Origin of the sequence: [Anoxybacillus] calidus, assembly GCF_013760845.1 — a bacterium.
Lineage (GTDB): Bacteria > Bacillota > Bacilli > Bacillales > Anoxybacillaceae > Paranoxybacillus > Paranoxybacillus calidus.
In genome coordinates, this window is the sequence record NZ_JACDUU010000001.1 from 1 (window position 1) to 18,328 (window position 18,328).

Below are 18,328 nucleotides of genomic sequence, written 5' to 3' on the forward strand. Positions count from 1 at the left end.
TCCAGAAGAAATTGAACAACCTTTCTCCGGTGGAATATCGGAGAAAGGTTGCATAGACTTTCTTTTATTCTGTCTACTTGACAGGGGTAAGACCATTATGGGTCAGCCCTTTTTTCTTTTAGGAAACATTTTGAATACTGTGTATCTCGTTAAGCATATGTGTTGCAAATTCAATTAATTCATCATTACTTATTTCTAGACGATTAGGAGACATCCCGCTATATTGATTCAAGCATTCGATAAGTAAGTGCTTGTACTTAGAAGGCAATGATGCTATCGCCCATTCTCCTCCTTCTCTCTTAGAAGAGATGGCACCTTCTTTAAGGAAATATAAGACTCGGCATAGATTTAACGTATAATAAACAGGATCTTTGACTATCGCATCTTTGGCATCACTCACATCAGAAAGAATAGACTGTATATAATATATTTTCGGTATAGGTTGAAACAGTTCTTTAATTGGCTTCCCATAGAGCACGATGCCTCTATGATAAGTAACAACGATGTGAGCCGCTAAATCGGGATCTTCCAAGCCGCCGCAAATATAGTTTTCATCTTGGCTATATTTTTCTTTATGAAAAGAAGAGTAGTGCAACTCAAATGGAGTTGGATAAACAAAATGTTTTAGATAACGTTCTAAAAGAATGCTCATTTCCAAACCGCCGTTATTGGGAAGTTCTTCGTGCAAAGTGAGCAATTTTCTCGCGATGCTTTTTTTCGTTTTGAATGTCAGTTCTTTTTTGGCTATCACTAAAAAGTCAATATCGCTTTTATCAGGATGAAAACATCTCATCGCTAATGAACTGTGTAAATAAATACCAACTAAATTGTCCACCATCTTTTCTCTAAACAAACGAACGATTTTTTGCAAATAATATTGTATGTCCATTCAAGTTTCTTCTCCTAACGTTTTAATTGCAACTATTATAGCAAATACCATGTAAAAAATTCATGTAAAGAAGAATATACATTCGCAGTTTTATTCTTTTCTCGCTGATTATGTGATACAATGTAAGGCAGTGATGAAAAGGAGAGGAGTACGGTTTTGATTGAGTTTATTCGCGGCTATGTTGACTATGTTTGTCCTGAATATATTGTCATTGAAAATAACGGAATTGGGTATCAAATTTTGACACCGAATCCGTTTTCTTTTCGGAAAAGTAAAGAGGATGTTGTAACAGTTTATACATATCAATATGTGCGGGAAGACGTAATCGCTCTTTATGGATTTCATACACGTGAAGAGAGGACGTTGTTTACAAAGCTTCTTCAAGTATCAGGAATTGGCCCAAAAGGCGGGTTGGCGATTTTAGCTGCTGGAGAGCCGCGACAGCTTGTCGAGGCGATTGAGGAAGAAAATGAAAAGTTTTTATGCAAGTTTCCGGGCGTCGGGAAAAAAACAGCAAGGCAAATGATTCTTGATTTAAAAGGAAAACTGCAAGATGTCATTCCAAGTGCATTTCCAGATCTGTTCACTCCGGAAGATGAATATCCTGTTTCATCGAACTCCCAAGCGTTGGATGAAGCGATTGAAGCGTTAAAAGTGCTTGGCTATGCCGAGCGGGAAATTCAAAAGGTACTGCCGGCGTTAATGAAGGAAAACTTGTCAACCGATCAATATATTAAGCTGGCACTGCAAAAATTATTAAAATAGGGGAGAAGAAGAATGGAAGAGCGTCTTGTTGCCAGTGACGCAAATAGCGAGGATATTTCGCTTGAATACAGTCTCCGCCCAAAGTTTTTAAGTGAATATATCGGACAAGATAAAGTAAAAGATAACTTGAAAGTGTTTATTGAAGCGGCGAAAATGCGTGGGGAGACGCTTGATCACGTGCTTTTATACGGGCCTCCCGGGCTTGGAAAAACGACTTTAGCGGCGATTATTGCCAACGAAATGGGCGTTCATCTGCGTACGACATCCGGTCCTGCGATCGAGCGTCCGGGAGATTTAGCAGCGATTTTAACGTCGTTAGAGCCTGGAGATGTATTATTTATTGATGAAATTCATCGACTTCATCGTTCTGTGGAAGAAGTGCTGTATCCGGCGATGGAAGACTATTGTTTAGATATTGTCATCGGTAAAGGACAGACAGCACGCTCGGTGCGCATTGACCTCCCGCCATTCACGCTAGTCGGTGCGACGACCAGAGCGGGAGCATTATCCGCACCGCTTCGTGACCGCTTTGGTGTTTTAAGCCGTCTTGAGTATTATTTGCCAGCACAGCTTGCACAAATTGTGAAACGAACGGCGGATATTCTTGATGTAGAAATTGAAGAAGAAGCTGCCTTTGAGATTGCCCGACGTTCAAGGGGGACACCAAGAATTGCGAACCGGCTTTTGCGACGCGTTCGCGATTTTGCCCAAGTGCGCGGCGATGGTACGATCACGTTTATCTTAGCGCAGGAAGCGTTACAGTTGCTTCAAGTAGACCGCTTAGGACTAGATCATATCGATCATAAATTGTTAAAAGGAATTATTGAAAAATTTCGTGGCGGCCCTGTCGGTTTGGATACAATTGCTGCGACGATTGGTGAAGAGGCGCAAACGATTGAAGATGTATATGAACCGTATTTACTGCAAATCGGCTTTTTACAACGTACCCCGCGCGGGCGTATGGTCACTAACTTAGTATACGAGCATTTTGGAATGGAGGTGCCCAAATCATGAACAGCCTTCCAAAAACGATTATGATGATTGGAGTTGTCCTTATTATTTTGGGATTTCTGATGCAATTTATGAAACTTGGCCGACTTCCTGGAGATGTTGTCATTAAAAAAGGGAACACGACCTTTTATTTTCCGATTGTTACTTCAATTTTGTTAAGCGTTGTTTTATCATTCATTTTTTACGTTCTTGGCCGATTCCGCTAATTCAACAATAGAAACGGGTGAAAAGATATGAAAGTAGATTTATTTGATTTTTATTTGCCTGAGGAATTAATCGCGCAAACACCGCTTCCAGACAGGGAAGCATCCAGGCTGATGGTACTTGATAAAAAAACCGGAAAAACGAAGCATGAAACGTTTCGCGCGATTTTATCGTACTTAAAAGAAGGAGATTGTCTCGTTTTAAACGATACACGCGTATTACCAGCACGTCTTTATGGAGAAAAAGAAGATACAGGAGCAAAAATCGAGGTGCTTCTTTTAAAACAAATGGAAGGAGATCGGTGGGAGACGCTGGTAAAACCAGCAAAGCGTGTAAAGGCAGGGACAACGATTTCTTTCGGGGATGGAAGACTGAAAGCGACGTGTATCGATACATTAGAGCACGGCGGACGAATTTTAGAATTTGCTTACGATGGGGTTTTTTATGAGGTATTAGAGTCACTTGGGGAAATGCCGCTTCCTCCTTACATAAAAGAACAATTAGATGACCGTGAACGATATCAAACCGTATTTGCCCGCGAGCGCGGTTCGGCGGCGGCGCCGACTGCCGGCCTGCATTTTACCGAACAGCTGCTTGATGACATTCGGGCGAAAGGTGTACATATCGCTTTTATTACGCTTCATGTTGGTCTTGGAACGTTTCGTCCAGTCAGCGTGGAAAATGTGGAAGAGCATGATATGCATGCGGAGTTTTATCAAATGACGGAAGGAACGGCACGGCTTTTAAATGAGGTCAAGCAAAAAGGTGGTCGGATTGTTGCTGTTGGTACAACTTCAACGCGGACTTTAGAAACCATTGCTTCAAAACATAACGGCACATTTGTTGCTGAAAGTGGATGGACGGATATTTTTATTTATCCGGGCTATGAGTTTAAAGCGATTGATGGCATGGTGACGAATTTTCACCTTCCGAAGTCCACATTAATCATGCTTGTCAGCGCGCTGGCCGGGCGGGAAAATGTGCTGCGTGCTTACGAAGAAGCGGTGAAAGAGAGATATCGTTTCTTTAGCTTTGGTGATGCCATGTTGATTATTTAAGAGGATCGATAGAAAGGAGATATTCATTTGACACCGATTCGTTACGAGTTGATTAAAACGTGCAAACAAACAGGAGCGAGATTAGGAATCATCCATACGCCGCACGGATCGTTTGAAACGCCGATGTTTATGCCGGTTGGGACGCTTGCTACGGTAAAAACGCTTTCTCCTGAAGAATTAAAAGAGATGGGAGCAGGCATTATTTTAAGCAACACATACCATTTATGGCTTCGTCCTGGTCATGAAATCGTAGAAGAAGCAGGCGGCCTGCATCAGTTTATGAACTGGGACCGTGGTATTTTAACGGATTCGGGTGGATTCCAAGTCTTCAGTTTAAGTGAATTTCGCAAAATCGAAGAAGAAGGGGTTTATTTTCGGAATCATTTAAACGGAGATAAATTATTTTTATCCCCTGAAAAAGCGATGGAAATTCAAAACGCTTTGGGCTCTGACATTATGATGGCATTTGATGAATGTCCGCCGTATCCGGCAACCTACGAATATATGAAAAAGTCAGTCGAGCGGACAAGCCGTTGGGCAGAGCGCTGCTTAAAAGCACATAAACGTCCAAACGAACAAGGATTATTTGGAATTGTTCAGGGCGGTGAATTTGAAGATTTGCGCAAACAAAGCGCGCAAGACTTAGTTTCCCTTGATTTCCCTGGCTATGCGGTTGGCGGTTTATCGGTAGGAGAGCCGAAAGAGGTCATGAATAGAGTCCTTGAATTTACAACTCCGCTTTTACCAGCGAATAAGCCGCGTTATTTAATGGGAGTTGGTTCACCAGATTCGCTCATTGACGGGGTGATTCGCGGTATTGATATGTTTGACTGCGTCTTGCCGACGCGCATTGGCCGGAATGGAACCGTGATGACAAGCGAAGGGCGAGTAATCATAAAAAATGCGCAATATGCAAGAGATTTTACGCCGCTTGATCCAAACTGTGACTGCTACACATGCCGCAACTATACAAGGGCTTATATTCGTCACTTGATTAAATGTGATGAAACATTCGGAATTCGTTTAACTTCTTATCATAACGTATATTTTCTGATAAAATTGATGGAGCAAGTTAGACAAGCGATTCGTGAAGATCGTCTTGGCGATTTCCGTGAAGAATTTTTTGAACGCTATGGATTTAATAAGCCAAATGCGAAAAACTTTTAGAGATTTGCTTTGAAAGGGGGGAAATAAATGCAAACATTAATGAATATTCTACCACTTCTTTTATTCTTTGCGATTTTCTATTTCTTGTTGATTCGTCCACAGCAAAAACGCCAGCGTGCGATTCAACAAATGCAAGCGAACTTGAAAAAAGGCGACAAAATCATTACAATTGGCGGCTTGCATGGCATTATCGATTCTGTTGATGAAGACAAAGTTGTCATTCGCGCTGGTGATGGTTCTCGTCTTACATATGAACGTTCAGCAGTGCGTGAAGTAGTTACTGATAAATAAAAAAAAGAGGTGGCTTCTCCAAAAAGAAGGCCGCCTCTTTTTTTAATCACAAATTTCTTGAAGCGCTTATATTCACGCCAATGACTCCGCCGCACATGGCTGCAATAAGAAATGCTAGATGGTATAGCCATTGCTGGGCGGTGAATAGCTTATCAACCCCTAAAAACTGAAACAAAAAGATGAGAAGGGTAAATAAGATGCTTGTAAATCCGCCAACTAACCAGCCTTTTTCTTTCCCTTTTCCCCCTGCGACAAATCCGCCGACAAAGAAAGAAATGAGCGAACAAGTAAAAGCGACCCATGCAAATGTAGCCTCAGAAGCATTTGTAAACTTTAAGATGAGCGACAGCACGAAGCTGACAATGAGGGCTAATACAAAAATGGTCGCCACTCCGTATAAAACCGCTTTTCCTAATCTAACCATACCCGTTCCCCCTTTCATGCAAAGCTGTCTTTATGAAAAACATATTCTTATTTGGACACGTTTAGAAGCAAAAGTTTGTTACTTTTCATCGGAGTGAACGGGATAAAGTGAAATTTGAGGTTGTCTCATAAGTGTCTGATCTCACGCGTAGCTCATTTATCCAATGTGGATGTCCTATATATTTTGTTGTGGGGTCTGACACTTTTTGGGACAGCCTCTCTTACGAACGATTAGAACGGGATAAAAATGGTCCAATCATTGGAATGCGCGCTACTTCTTCTTTTTTAATGAGATTTAACAGTAATAATAAGAATAGATAGACAATCGTTGTGATCATGATAGCGAAAAGCGTTCTTATGTTTAGCGAAGCGGATGTCAGCCCATGTTTAAACATAAAATCTCCGATCATTCCACATATCCCCATGCTCATAAATGTTTTTACGTATTCCCTTATATACAATGAAAAGGAAATGACTTTCACGATTGTGGCAAAATGAAGTATTGTCACAAGAACGATCCCTGCCATAATTGCCAGAGCTGCTCCCATAATTCCAAGGCTCGGTCTTGTTGCCAACACAAAAATAAAAATCGTTTTTACAACAGCGCCAATTAAGCTATTCATCATTGCTGCTTTTGCCAAGTCAAGACCTTGCAGCACAGCTTGAAGAGGACCTTGAAAGTAGTAAAAGATGAAAAATGGAGCCATCACTTTAACAAAAATGGCAGCATTGCTTGAGCCGTACATTAATTGCATCATCGGCTCGGCAAAGACGTATAGCAAAACGACAGCCAGCCCCCCTGTTACAAGCGACAGTCTCATCGCTTGTTGAAGGCGGTGCTCAATCAGCAATGTTTGTTTGTTGGCAGCGGCTTCGCTAATCGCTGGAACAAGCGAAGTAGATAACGAATAAGTGATAAACGATGGCAGCATTAATAGCGGCAAGGCATATCCAGTCAATTCTCCATACTGTTTTGTTGCTAAAGCGGTAGTGACTCCGGCGATCGCTAAACTTTGCGCGACAACAATCGGCTCAAAAAACCAGGCAAGAGAACCAATTAAGCGGCTGCCGGTCGTAGGGAGCGCAATCCGCATTAAATCAAGAAACGTATCCTTTCCAGCTTTCACGCTTTTAAAAAATTGTTTTCTTACCTTAATGTGTTTTTTCAACCGAAACATAAATAATAAATAAATGAGTGAAACAAGTTCTCCGATAACAGAGGAAAACATCGCTCCCGCTGCTGCATATTCGATTCCGTACGGCAATAACGCTTTTGTAAAAACAGCAATTAAACTAATTCGGACAATTTGCTCAATAAGCTGGGAATAGGCGTATGGTTTCATTTGCTGTTTTCCTTGGAAATATCCTCGTAGTACAGAGGAGACAGCGACGATTGGAACAACTGGCGAAATGGCGAGAAGCGGATAGTATGTGCGTGAATCGGTAAATAACGTCTCTGACAAGACAGGAGCTAATAAAATCATGGCTGGAAAAAAGAAAATGCTTAATGTTCCTGTAACTGCCAAAGAAACGACAAGAATTTTTTTTACTTTTTTTTGATCTCCGACCGCTTCCGCCTCGGCAACAAGCTTTGAAATGGCAATTGGCAGCCCGATTTGCGTAATGGTAATGACTAAAACGAGTGTCGGAACAGCCATCATGTATAAGCCAACACCTTCTCCCCCAATCATGCGGGCAACAACAATTCGATTAATAAAGCCGAGAACTCTTGTGATAAGACCTGCGACAATAAGAATAAGCGTCCCTTTTAAAAATTTGGACATACCGATTCCCTACCTTCTCAAACCAGGTGATATTTTATACAATTAACTATATGCGGCTAGTATGAACAAGCATGACAAGTATTGTGGGGATGGAGGAAAAATAGAAAATGGAAAAGGAGCAAATGAAAGCGCTGCGCGAACAAGTAATGCCTGCTTTAATATGTAAAAAAGAGGAATTTCAATTGCTTGGTTATGAACAAGTCACGATTGACGAGATATGGGATTGTTTATTTTATAAAAAATGGAAAAAACTAAAAGAGGAAAAAAAGTTGTTCGAAATCGTCAATGATATTCTTACACTCAGCGTAAGCGAGTATATGACATATATGACTGTGCAAGCTCATCAAGAAACAAATTGGTTTGCTGAAGATAATCTTGAAGCGTTGGAAGAATTATTTTGATTTTTGAACATAAATTGACAGGAGTGGTGAACTGTTTCATAATGAGGTTGTTGGCAGAATTCTGGTTGTGTCAGCCAGATTCTTTTATTATATAAGGAGGATTTTTGCTAATGGTTAAACGAAGTCGCATCATTGCCTTTTTCTTGCTGCTGTTGCTTTTGGGCGGCACGATGGGGACGACGATTCAAGGCATTCTCAACAACATTAAGCTCGGTTTGGACCTTCAAGGCGGTTTTGAAATTTTATATGAAGTAAAACCGACGAAAAAAGGAGAGAAAATTGATAGAGAAATTCTCGTTAGTACAGTTGAGGCTTTAAATAAACGCGTCAATGTGCTCGGGGTGAGCGAACCGAATATTCAAATTGAAGGAAAAGACCGCATTCGTGTACAGCTTGCCGGGGTAAAAGATCAAAACAAGGCGCGTGAAATTCTAGCGACCCAGGCAAAATTAACGTTCCGCGATGTGAATGACAATGTGTTAATGGATGGAAGCGACCTAGTAGAAGGTGGCGCAAAGCAAACGTTCGATGAAAACGGTAAGCCAAGTGTCGCAATTAAATTGAAGGATGCGGATAAATTTAAACAAGTGACGGAAAAGGTCTCCAAAATGGGACCGCCGAATAACTTATTAGTCATCTGGCTTGATTTTAAAGAAGGAGTAGATTCGTACCAAAAAGAGGCTGGGAAAGCGAAGCCAAAATTTATTTCTGCTGCGGCCGTCAATCAAGTGTTTGATCAAACAGATGTGTCGATTGTCGGCAATTTCACCGTTGAAGAAGCGAAAGAATTAGCAAATTTATTAAATGCAGGGGCATTGCCGGTTGAATTAAAAGAAATTTATTCGACGTCTATCGGTGCGCAGTTTGGCGAAAATGCGCTTCAAAAAACAGTCTTTGCAGGGATTATCGGAATTGCTGCTATTTTCTTATTTATGATTTTCTTCTATCGTTTACCAGGCATCGTCGCAGTCATTACATTATCCGTTTATATTTATCTTACTTTGCTCACTTTTGATTGGATGAACGGGGTTTTGACATTGCCGGGAATTGCTGCCCTTATTTTAGGGGTCGGGATGGCTGTCGATGCGAACATTATTACATATGAGCGAATCAAAGAAGAAATCAAACTTGGCAAATCGATTATGTCAGCCTATCGTACAGGGAATAAAGGTTCATTTGCGACCATTTTTGACGCAAATATTACGACGCTTATTGCAGGGGTTGTTTTATTCATCTATGGGACAAGTTCTGTCAAAGGTTTTGCAACGACGCTCATTATTAGCATTTTAGTGAGCTTTATTACCAACGTTTACGGGACGCGTTTATTGCTCGGATTGTTAGTGCAAAGCCGCGCTTTTAATAAAAAGCCAGGATATTTTGGTGTAAAGGAAACGGAAATTTTAAATATTGCTGAAACGAATGAACATACTGAGGTACCGACAAAGTTTGACCGCCTTGATTTTATGAAACCTAGTAAAAAGTTTTTTACTCTTTCTATTGCGCTAACTCTTGCTGGTATTATTATGCTTTTAACAATGAAATTAAACCTTGGTATTGACTTTACGAGTGGTACACGCGTCGAAGTGATGAGTCACTCTCCATTAAAAGTTCAACAATTGGAAGACGAGTTTAAAAAGCTCAACTTACAACCGAAAGATATCGTATTATCAGGTAACAATCAAGAAGTCGGAGTTGCCCGTTTTATTGGCGTTCTCAGCAAAAAAGAAATTTCTGAGTTAAAGAGCCATTTTAAACAAGAATATGGTTTTGAGCCGAACGTGAGCACTGTTTCTCCGACGGTTGGAAAAGAATTGGCGAGAAATGCGCTTATTGCTGTGTTAATTTCGTCACTTGGCATCATTATTTATGTGACGATTCGTTTTGAAATGTATATGGCGTTGGCCGCTATTGTCGCCTTGTTGCACGATGCCTTTATCATTATTACATTTTTCAGTTTAACGCGTTTAGAAGTCGATTTAACGTTTATTGCGGCCGTGTTAACGATCGTCGGTTACTCGGTTAATGATACGATCGTGACATTTGACCGCATTCGCGATCTCATGAAAAAACGGAAAGTAAAAACGGTTGATGATTTAAAATACATCGTGAATAGAGCGATACAACAAACGCTTACTCGCTCAGTGAATACGGTATTAATGGTTATTTTCACGGTAATGGCCTTGCTTATTTTTGGTAGCGAAGCCATTCGCAACTTCTCACTAGCGTTATTAGTCGGATTAATGTTCGGCGTCTACTCTTCTTTATTTATCGCTGCTCAATTATGGGTCGTTTGGAAAGGAAAACAATTAAAAAAAGGAAAAAAACAAACAGAGAGCGATTTAGAGCCGCAAGTGTAAAGAAAAGCGAAGGCGACCCGCCTAACCGCGATGGGCAAATGTTCTTCGACCGAAGAGGTGCTTGTCACCTCAAGGGAGAAGGTTATTTGACCCCGAGCGGTTGGTCGCCGAGCTAGACAATCCGAAAAGCGGAGGCGAGCGTCTAGCGCTGAAGGAAAATGTTCTTCCGACGAGACATGCTTGCATGTCGACGGAGGAAGGTTATTTTCCAGAAACTGCGCCTGCGATTACTCGGCGCATGTCAGCGAAGATGCTGATTCAAGCAGCTGACACGCTGCGAGCCGAGCGCTGTTTAATGTGATATGTGTTAACCAAAAAATGCCCCATGGAAACATGGGGCATCTTTTATCTTTTGGTATGGAATATAAAATGGGAGTAGTTCAAACATTCAATTATTCGATAATTGGAGCGACATACGGCATTGTTTTTGCCAATATCCAGACTAAGAAGAGTACAACAGGAATATGAAAGATCAATTGTAAAATGGAATATCCAGCAAGATCTCTTGCTTTGACACCCATGACCCCCATTAAAGGTAGCATCCAGAAAGGATTTATCAAATTGGGCAAAGCTTCGGTCGCATTATATACTTGTACAACCCATGCCATGCTGACATGTAATTCTTTTGCGGCTTCGAGCAAATATGGGGCTTCCACGATCCACTTTCCGCCGCCTGAAGGAAGGAAAAGCCCGAGAATGGCTGAGTAGATTCCGACAATGATCGGGAAAGTATTTTCAGTTGAGATGGAAAGAAAAAACTTCACTAATACTTCAGCGAGTCCGGAGTTCATTAAGATTCCAAAGATTCCTGCATAAAGAGGGAATTGAATGAGCACCCCACCAGTAGCAGGAATCGATTTAGCGACTGCGTTCAAGAAGTTTCTAGGTGTCCAATGTAAAAGCATCCCTAACATTAAAAACATAAAATTATAATTATTAAGATCAAGTGCAGCAATCAGCCCTTTATTCGTAATAACGTGAATGATATAGATTGAACCAATCGCAACTAAAACAAGGGTTAAGATTGGGCTATATTCTAACCATTCTCCTGGTCTTTCCGCTTTCGTCTCCACATTAACAACTTCTATTTCGCCATAACGGATACCGACCATTTCTGCCGTCTTTGCCTTATCCTCATTGGGAGCGGATAAAAAAGCGATCCCAACTGACAAAATGATAAGCACAATAATCATAACTAAATTTTGCCACGTGAAAATTGTTTCTGACATTGGAATCGTTCCACTAATTTCGTATAATGCAGGAGGAATCGAGGCTTTGGTTGCCATCACTAATGCTGCTGAAGAAGAAAGTCCTAAAGCCCAAACGCTTCCGAGCCCAAGGTACCCTGCAGCTCCGATTGCCCGATAATCGACTCCTTTCACCCTTTTGCTCACTTCTCTTATAAGGATTCCGCTGAAAATCAAGCTAAACCCCCAACTGATGAGAGATGTTACCATGGCAAAGAAGGCCACAAAGGCAACTGCGCCCTTCGGGGTTTTAGGGATTAAAGAAAGTTTTACAATCAGTTTATGAACGGGTTTAGCAGAAGCTACGACGTAACCGGTAATGATGATAAAGGCCATTTGCATTGCGAAAGGGATCAAATCCCAAAAGTGGGTGCCAAAATCGACCCCAATTTGTGCAGGAGTCCGTCCCATCAATAAGGCAACAATCGAGATAAAAACAACCGCGATTGAAGCAAAAACAAAAGCATCTGGGAACCATCTTTCACTCCAATCAGCCAGTGAAAAACCTATGCGGGCCATGAAACCTTCCTTAACTCCATCCGTTTCTTTTTTTATCATTCATCTCACACCTTTCATAAAAATTTGTTATGAAAAATATGTTTGGTTCTTGTTTGTCTCTGGATGATGATTTAGTGATTTATCATTTTTCTAAAAAAACTATTTGTAACCATATATGTTAGAATGAAAGTTTTCAGAACCTCGAATGAACACTTAATCGAGAGGAAATATGAGAAGATAGACTGATTCTGGGTGAATTTGTAAAAGATAAGCAACTCCTGAAGTGAAGCAAATGAATGAGTTGCATGATAGAGAGCATGGACATGACTTAAAAATTGCTAGGACATAAGATTAGAAAGTATGTTAAAGAAAAACGGTTAACGTTACCGAATGGTATAGTGTACATAAATCCGTATCATTTGAAATCAAAAAACGGAGTGATTCATTGCTCCGCCTCTTTTCCTTTTGTATAATTAGGAGAGTTGAGGTGTGGAGACAATGTTAACTTCAAAAACTCGTTGGGCTGTACAAAGCCCTGATATGGAAAAAGTAAATAAAATTGCGGAAGCGTTAAATATTGCCCCGCTTGTTGCCGCGTTATTAGTAAACCGTGGTGTGGATACGGTTGAGGCGGCGGAGGCTTTTTTATATGTCGAAAAGCAGTCGTTTTATGATCCATTTTTGCTCGATGGAATGGATGGCGCTGTCGAGCGGATTCGCCAAGCGATTGCTGCGCAAGAAAAAATTCTTGTGTTTGGCGATTATGATGCCGATGGTGTTAGCAGCACAACGGTTATGGTAAGTGCATTGAGAGAACTAGGAGCTTGTGTCGATTTTTATATTCCTAATCGTTTTACAGAGGGATACGGCCCAAATGAAAAAGCGTTCCGATGGGCGAAAGAAAGCGGTTTTTCACTTATTATTACAGTCGATACAGGAATTGCCGCACTGAATGAAGCGAAGTTAGCGAAACAATTAGGAATGGACTTAATTATTACCGATCATCATGAGCCGGGACCAATATTGCCGGAGGCCTATGCGATTATTCATCCGAAAAAGCCGGGAAGCACGTATCCGTTTAAGGAACTTGCCGGAGTAGGCGTTGCCTTTAAAGTCGCACATGCTCTTCTTGGTAAGGTACCGCATCATTTATTAGATGTAGCTGTAATTGGTACGATTGCCGATCTTGTTCCACTGCTAGGAGAAAACCGCTTGATCGCTTCTTTAGGGATACGATCACTGCAAACAACGAAAAGAGTTGGATTGAAAGCTTTAATTAAACAATGCGGTGTTAGCATTGACCAGTTAAATGAAGATACGGTCGGTTTTATGCTTGGGCCCCGCATTAATGCAGCAGGAAGATTAGGAACGGCTGATCCCGCTGTTCATTTATTAATGACAGAAGATGAAGAAGAAGCTGAGATGCTTGCAGAGGAAATCGATGCATTAAATAAAGAGCGGCAGCAGCTTGTCAATGAAATGGCGGAAGAGGCGATAAAAATAGTAGAAAGTAATTATCCACCAAAGGACAACGCGGTGCTTGTCGTTGCGAAAGAAGGCTGGAATCCGGGGATTATCGGAATTGTAGCCTCAAGGCTTGTGGAAGTTTTTTATCGTCCAACTATTGTGTTAAGCATCGACAAAGAGAAAGGACTTGCTAAAGGTTCGGCGCGAAGCATCCCTGGTTTTGATTTATTTGCTAATTTATCGACATGCCGCGATATTTTACCGCATTTTGGCGGACATCCGATGGCTGCAGGGATGACGCTCAGTACCGAACATATTGACGAATTACGAACACGATTAAATTTATTAGCTAGCGAATTATTGACGGAGGAAGATTTTACGCCGATTACGCAAGTTGATATAAAATGCTCGCTTGCTGATATTTCATTAAAAACGATTGAACAGTTGCAAATGCTTGCTCCGTTTGGCATGGAAAATCCGAAGCCTAAAGTGTTAATTGAAGATGTCTCCATCCAAATGCTTCGCCGCGTTGGGGCTGATCAGTCTCATTTAAAAGCGGTGTTTGAACAAGACGGAGCGACGATTGACAGCATCGGCTTTGGATATGGTTATTTACAAGAAGAAATTGCTCCTCATTCTAAAGTTTCCATTGTTGGAGAGTTATCAATTAATGAGTGGAATAACTTCCGCAAGCCACAGTTATTCATTCATGATGTTTCTGTGAAAGAATGGCAGCTTTTTGATATCCGCGGTATGCGTCATGTTCATCCTTTTCTTTTATCGCTTCCTAAAGAAAAACGTACGCTGATTGCTTTTCATCAAGAAACAATGGAAGCATTGCCGCTGCATGAATTAAAACAAGAAGTATGTTATATTGATTCATTGGAAAATGCTAAAAAAGTGGAATTAAAAAATAAATATGTCGTCTTATTGGATTTGCCGCCATCTTCAGAAATGATAAAAGTTTTATTAACTCCTAGTTTACCTGAACGAATTTATGCGTTATTCTATCAGAGGGAGAATCACTTTTTCAGCACGATGCCCACTCGCGATCATTTTAAATGGCTTTATCTGTTTTTAATGAAGCGAAGCCCATTTGATTTAGCAAGGTATGGCGATGATTTGGCACGCTCGCGCGGATGGACAAAAGAAACGATTCACTTTATGGTGAAGGTATTTTTAGAGCTAGGTTTTGTTACAATGGAAAATGGCATTGTAACGCTCACAAACAATCCGAATAAGCGCGATTTAACGGAATCGCCGACTTATTGTTTTAAGCAAGCTCAGTTTGAGCTTGAAAATATATTTTTATATTCATCTTATCAGCAATTAAAGCGCTGGTTTGATGAGATAAAAGGTTCGTTAAATTATGAGGAGGCAAAAATCTAATGGATTTAAAACAATATGTCACAATTGTACCTGATTTCCCAAAACCTGGTATTCAATTTAAAGATATTACAACGATTATGGATAAAGGTGAAGTTTATAAATATGCGACTGACCAAATCGTGCAGTACGCGCGGGAAAAAGAAATTGATATTGTCGTTGGACCAGAGGCGCGCGGCTTTATTATTGGCTGCCCGGTTGCATATGCGCTTGGGGTAGGATTTGCGCCTGTACGCAAAGAAGGAAAGCTTCCGCGCGAAGTCGTTCGTGTTGAATATGGTCTAGAATATGGAAAAGATGTACTGACAATGCACAAAGATGCCATTAAGCCAGGACAACGCGTTTTAATTACTGACGACTTATTGGCAACAGGTGGCACAATTGAAGCAACGATCAAGCTTGTTGAGCAATTAGGCGGAGTTGTAGCAGGGATTGCTTTCTTGATCGAACTTACTTATTTAGAAGGACGAAAAAAATTAGAAGGCTATGATGTATTAGCATTAATGCAATTTTAATTGTTGAGGGCACTCTTAATGGGTGCTCTTTCTTATATATAAAACTATTTCCATTTTTTTAGAATGGGTATATTTTCTTTATGCTAACTCTTTACATCTAAAAAATTTTTCATGATAATAATGTCAATAGTTATTTTTTCGTGCAATACGTACAATTGAACTATAAAAGGTGATTATTTCATGGCCAATGAACAGGTGTTAACAGCAGAACAAGTAATTGAAAATGCAAGCCATTATTTGTCTGCTGAAGATATTAAATTTATTCAACGAGCGTACGAATTTGCCAAGGAGGCTCACAAGGACCAATATCGAAAATCGGGTGAACCGTACATTATTCATCCTATTCAAGTTGCCGGTATTTTAGTTGATTTGAAGATGGATCCAGCGACAATTGCAGCTGGGTTTTTGCATGATGTGGTCGAGGATACGGACGTGACGAAAGAGGATTTACTTAAAGAGTTTGGTTCTGAAGTATCCATGCTCGTTGACGGAGTAACAAAGTTAGGGAAAATTAAATATAAATCCCAAGAGGAACAACAAGCAGAAAATCATCGCAAAATGTTTGTAGCGATGGCGCAGGATATTCGTGTCATTTTAATTAAGTTAGCGGACCGCCTTCACAATATGCGGACATTGAAGCATTTACCGCTTGAGAAGCAGCGGAGAATTGCGAATGAAACATTGGAAATCTTTGCTCCCTTAGCGCATCGGCTCGGAATTTCGAAAATTAAATGGGAGTTAGAAGATACAGCATTGCGCTATTTAAATCCGCAGCAATATTATCGAATTGTCAATTTAATGAAGAAAAAACGTGCTGAACGTGAGCAATATCTTGAGGAAGTAATCCAAGAAGTTCGTGAGCGTTTAAATGAGGTGTCTATAAAAGGAGAAATTTCTGGACGCCCGAAACATATTTACAGCATTTATCGCAAAATGGTGATGCAAAATAAACAATTCAATGAGATTTATGATTTATTGGCGGTTCGCATCATTGTCAATAGCATCAAAGACTGCTACGCGGTGCTTGGTATTATCCATACATGCTGGAAGCCGATGCCGGGTCGCTTTAAGGATTATATCGCCATGCCGAAGCCGAATATGTATCAATCGCTGCATACAACGGTCATTGGTCCGAAAGGTGAACCTTTGGAAGTGCAAATTCGAACATTTGAGATGCACCAAATCGCTGAATTCGGAATCGCGGCTCACTGGGCATATAAGGAAGGAAAAAGCGTAAAGCCGAACAGTTTTGAAGAGAAGCTTTCATGGTTCCGGGAAATTTTAGAATGGCAAAATGATATGACAAATGCTGAAGAGTTTATGGAAACGTTAAAGATGGATTTATTCTCGGACATGGTGTTTGTGTTTACGCCAAAAGGAGATGTCATTGAGCTTCCGTCCGGTTCGGTGCCGATTGACTTTGCTTACCGAATTCACTCGGAAATCGGCAACAAAACGATTGGTGCAAAAGTAAACGGAAAGATGGTGCCGCTCGATTATAAATTGAAAACTGGCGACATCGTTGAAATTTTAACTTCCAAGCATTCTTATGGTCCAAGTCAAGACTGGTTGAAGCTAGCGCAAACTTCCCATGCGAAAAATAAAATTCGTCAGTTTTTCAAAAAACAACGCCGTGAAGAAAATATAGAAAAAGGAAAAGAACTAGTTGAAAAGGAAATTAGAAACTTAGACTTTGATGTCAAAGAAGTGCTCACACCGGAAAACGTCAAACGAGTGGCGGAAAAGTTCAATTTTTCTAATGAGGAAGATATGTATGCGGCAGTGGGGTATAACGGCATTACTGCTGCACAGATTGCTCATCGTTTAACAGATAAATGGCGCAAACAGCGTGATTTAGAAGAGCAGCAAAAAAAATTGAAAGAAGCCGTACACGAAGTAAAAAGTGTTTCACCAAGCAAAAAACGCGATTATGGCGTACAGGTACAGGGAGTAGACAATTTGTTAATCCGTTTATCCCGCTGCTGTAATCCTGTTCCGGGAGATGAAATCATAGGCTTCATTACAAAAGGAAGAGGTGTCTCTGTCCATCGTGCTGATTGCCCAAACATTTCTTCGGAAGAAATGGCAGATCGTCTTATTTCAGTTGAATGGGAGAGCGATGCGAAAGCAAATCGAGAGTATAACGTTGAAATAGAAATATTTGGATTTGACCGTCGTGGATTATTGAATGAAGTGCTTCAAGCTGTCAATGAAACGAAAACAGACATTTCGGCTGTTTCCGGTCGTTCGGATCACCGTAATAAAATTGCGACGATTCATATGGCCATATCCATTCATAACTTGAGCCATTTACAAAAAGTAGTCGAACGAATTAAGCAAATTCCAGATATTTATTCTGTTCAGCGAGTAATGAATAATTAGAAAGGGTATGTCTAATGAGAGTGGTTGTGCAACGTGCAAAAAATGCGAAAGTGATTGTCGAAGGTGAAACGGTAGGGCAAATTGACTTTGGTCTTATGTTGCTTGTCGGTGTCACTCATAATGATACAAGGGAAGATGCAGCGTTTGTGGCGGACAAAATTGCCAATCTGCGAATTTTTGAAGACGAATCTGGGAAAATGAATTTGTCCGTTTTAGATGTCGGAGGAGCGATTTTATCTGTGTCGCAGTTTACGCTGTATGGAGATTGCCGCAAGGGCAGACGTCCGAATTTTATGGAAGCTGCTAAGCCTGATCATGCGTTGGAAATTTATCAGATTTTTAATGAAGAGTTACGGCAAAAGGGAATTAAAGTGGAGACTGGAAAATTTGGGGCAATGATGGATGTGCAATTTACAAATGATGGACCTGTGACATTAATTGTTGAAAGTAAACAAAAGGGCGAGTAACGGAATCGTTATTCGC

The 18,328-nt window shown here is 40.7% G+C and carries 17 protein-coding genes; 13 read left to right on the forward strand and 4 right to left on the reverse strand.

Annotated elements, in window-relative coordinates; genetic code table 11:
* Nucleotides 1-118: 118 nt before the first annotated feature.
* Nucleotides 119-889 (reverse strand): aminoglycoside adenylyltransferase domain-containing protein, encoded by a 771-nt coding sequence (locus tag HNQ85_RS00005; protein ID WP_181534997.1) that lies wholly within the window; start codon nt 887-889, stop codon nt 119-121.
* Between the two features lie 156 nt (nt 890-1,045).
* Between HNQ85_RS00005 and ruvA the strand changes: the two genes are divergently transcribed.
* From ruvA to yajC, 6 genes are read left to right on the forward strand one after another with little or no spacing between them, the layout of a single operon-like run.
* Nucleotides 1,046-1,654: a Holliday junction branch migration protein RuvA gene (ruvA, locus tag HNQ85_RS00010; protein WP_181534999.1), complete on the forward strand. Its 609-nt coding sequence runs from the start codon at nt 1,046-1,048 to the stop codon at nt 1,652-1,654.
* Nucleotides 1,655-1,666: 12 nt separating this feature from the next.
* Nucleotides 1,667-2,668, forward strand: coding sequence for a Holliday junction branch migration DNA helicase RuvB (ruvB, locus tag HNQ85_RS00015; RefSeq protein WP_181535001.1), 1,002 nt, complete (start codon nt 1,667-1,669; stop codon nt 2,666-2,668).
* A complete protein-coding gene (locus HNQ85_RS00020) occupies nt 2,665-2,871 on the forward strand; it encodes a DUF2905 domain-containing protein (protein ID WP_181535003.1) in 207 nt (68 codons plus the stop codon). Before ruvB ends, HNQ85_RS00020 begins: the two co-directional genes overlap by 4 nt.
* 27 nt (nt 2,872-2,898) lie before the next feature.
* The gene (queA, locus tag HNQ85_RS00025; protein ID WP_181535005.1) at nt 2,899-3,927 is read left to right on the forward strand and encodes a tRNA preQ1(34) S-adenosylmethionine ribosyltransferase-isomerase QueA; all 1,029 of its coding nucleotides are present in this window, start codon (nt 2,899-2,901) and stop codon (nt 3,925-3,927) included.
* A 27-nt stretch (nt 3,928-3,954) separates the two neighbouring features.
* Nucleotides 3,955-5,094, forward strand: coding sequence for a tRNA guanosine(34) transglycosylase Tgt (tgt, locus tag HNQ85_RS00030; RefSeq protein ID WP_181535007.1), 1,140 nt, complete (start codon nt 3,955-3,957; stop codon nt 5,092-5,094).
* 27 nt (nt 5,095-5,121) lie between these two features.
* Nucleotides 5,122-5,385: a preprotein translocase subunit YajC gene (yajC, locus tag HNQ85_RS00035; protein WP_181535009.1), complete on the forward strand. Its 264-nt coding sequence runs from the start codon at nt 5,122-5,124 to the stop codon at nt 5,383-5,385.
* A gap of 46 nt (nt 5,386-5,431) precedes the next feature.
* Here yajC and HNQ85_RS00040 read toward each other — a convergent pair whose 3' ends face one another.
* Nucleotides 5,432-5,809: a TIGR04086 family membrane protein gene (locus tag HNQ85_RS00040; protein ID WP_181535011.1), complete on the reverse strand. Its 378-nt coding sequence runs from the start codon at nt 5,807-5,809 to the stop codon at nt 5,432-5,434.
* A 220-nt stretch (nt 5,810-6,029) separates the two neighbouring features.
* Nucleotides 6,030-7,592: a stage V sporulation protein B gene (gene spoVB, locus HNQ85_RS00045; RefSeq protein ID WP_181535013.1), complete on the reverse strand. Its 1,563-nt coding sequence runs from the start codon at nt 7,590-7,592 to the stop codon at nt 6,030-6,032.
* Nucleotides 7,593-7,699: 107 nt separating this feature from the next.
* On the opposite strand from spoVB, the gene HNQ85_RS00050 reads away from it, so the two are divergent.
* From HNQ85_RS00050 to HNQ85_RS00060, 3 genes are all read left to right on the forward strand, one after another.
* Nucleotides 7,700-7,993: a post-transcriptional regulator gene (locus HNQ85_RS00050; protein WP_181535015.1), complete on the forward strand. Its 294-nt coding sequence runs from the start codon at nt 7,700-7,702 to the stop codon at nt 7,991-7,993.
* 110 nt (nt 7,994-8,103) lie between these two features.
* The gene (gene secDF / locus HNQ85_RS00055; RefSeq protein ID WP_181535017.1) at nt 8,104-10,350 is read left to right on the forward strand and encodes a protein translocase subunit SecDF; all 2,247 of its coding nucleotides are present in this window, start codon (nt 8,104-8,106) and stop codon (nt 10,348-10,350) included.
* 61 nt (nt 10,351-10,411) lie between these two features.
* Nucleotides 10,412-10,651: a hypothetical protein gene (locus tag HNQ85_RS00060; RefSeq protein ID WP_181535019.1), complete on the forward strand. Its 240-nt coding sequence runs from the start codon at nt 10,412-10,414 to the stop codon at nt 10,649-10,651.
* A 91-nt stretch (nt 10,652-10,742) separates the two neighbouring features.
* Here the strand turns inward: HNQ85_RS00060 and HNQ85_RS00065 are convergent, their stop codons facing one another.
* Nucleotides 10,743-12,155 (reverse strand): short-chain fatty acid transporter, encoded by a 1,413-nt coding sequence (locus HNQ85_RS00065; protein ID WP_181535021.1) that lies wholly within the window; start codon nt 12,153-12,155, stop codon nt 10,743-10,745.
* Between the two features lie 438 nt (nt 12,156-12,593).
* On the opposite strand from HNQ85_RS00065, the gene recJ reads away from it, so the two are divergent.
* The 4 genes from recJ (at nt 12,594) to dtd (ending at nt 18,312) form a co-directional block, all read left to right on the forward strand.
* Nucleotides 12,594-14,951 carry a single-stranded-DNA-specific exonuclease RecJ gene (recJ, locus tag HNQ85_RS00070; protein WP_181536450.1) on the forward strand — a complete coding sequence of 786 codons (2,358 nt, stop codon included), beginning with the start codon at nt 12,594-12,596 and terminating at the stop codon, nt 14,949-14,951.
* Nucleotides 14,951-15,463, forward strand: a complete 513-nt coding sequence (locus tag HNQ85_RS00075) for an adenine phosphoribosyltransferase (RefSeq protein ID WP_181535023.1) — start codon at nt 14,951-14,953, stop codon at nt 15,461-15,463. Before recJ ends, HNQ85_RS00075 begins: the two co-directional genes overlap by 1 nt.
* A gap of 180 nt (nt 15,464-15,643) precedes the next feature.
* Nucleotides 15,644-17,845 carry a RelA/SpoT family protein gene (locus HNQ85_RS00080; protein WP_181535025.1) on the forward strand — a complete coding sequence of 734 codons (2,202 nt, stop codon included), beginning with the start codon at nt 15,644-15,646 and terminating at the stop codon, nt 17,843-17,845.
* Nucleotides 17,846-17,859: 14 nt separating this feature from the next.
* Nucleotides 17,860-18,312, forward strand: a complete 453-nt coding sequence (gene dtd / locus HNQ85_RS00085; protein ID WP_181535027.1) for a D-aminoacyl-tRNA deacylase — start codon at nt 17,860-17,862, stop codon at nt 18,310-18,312.
* The last annotated feature ends 16 nt before the right edge of the window (nt 18,313-18,328 follow it).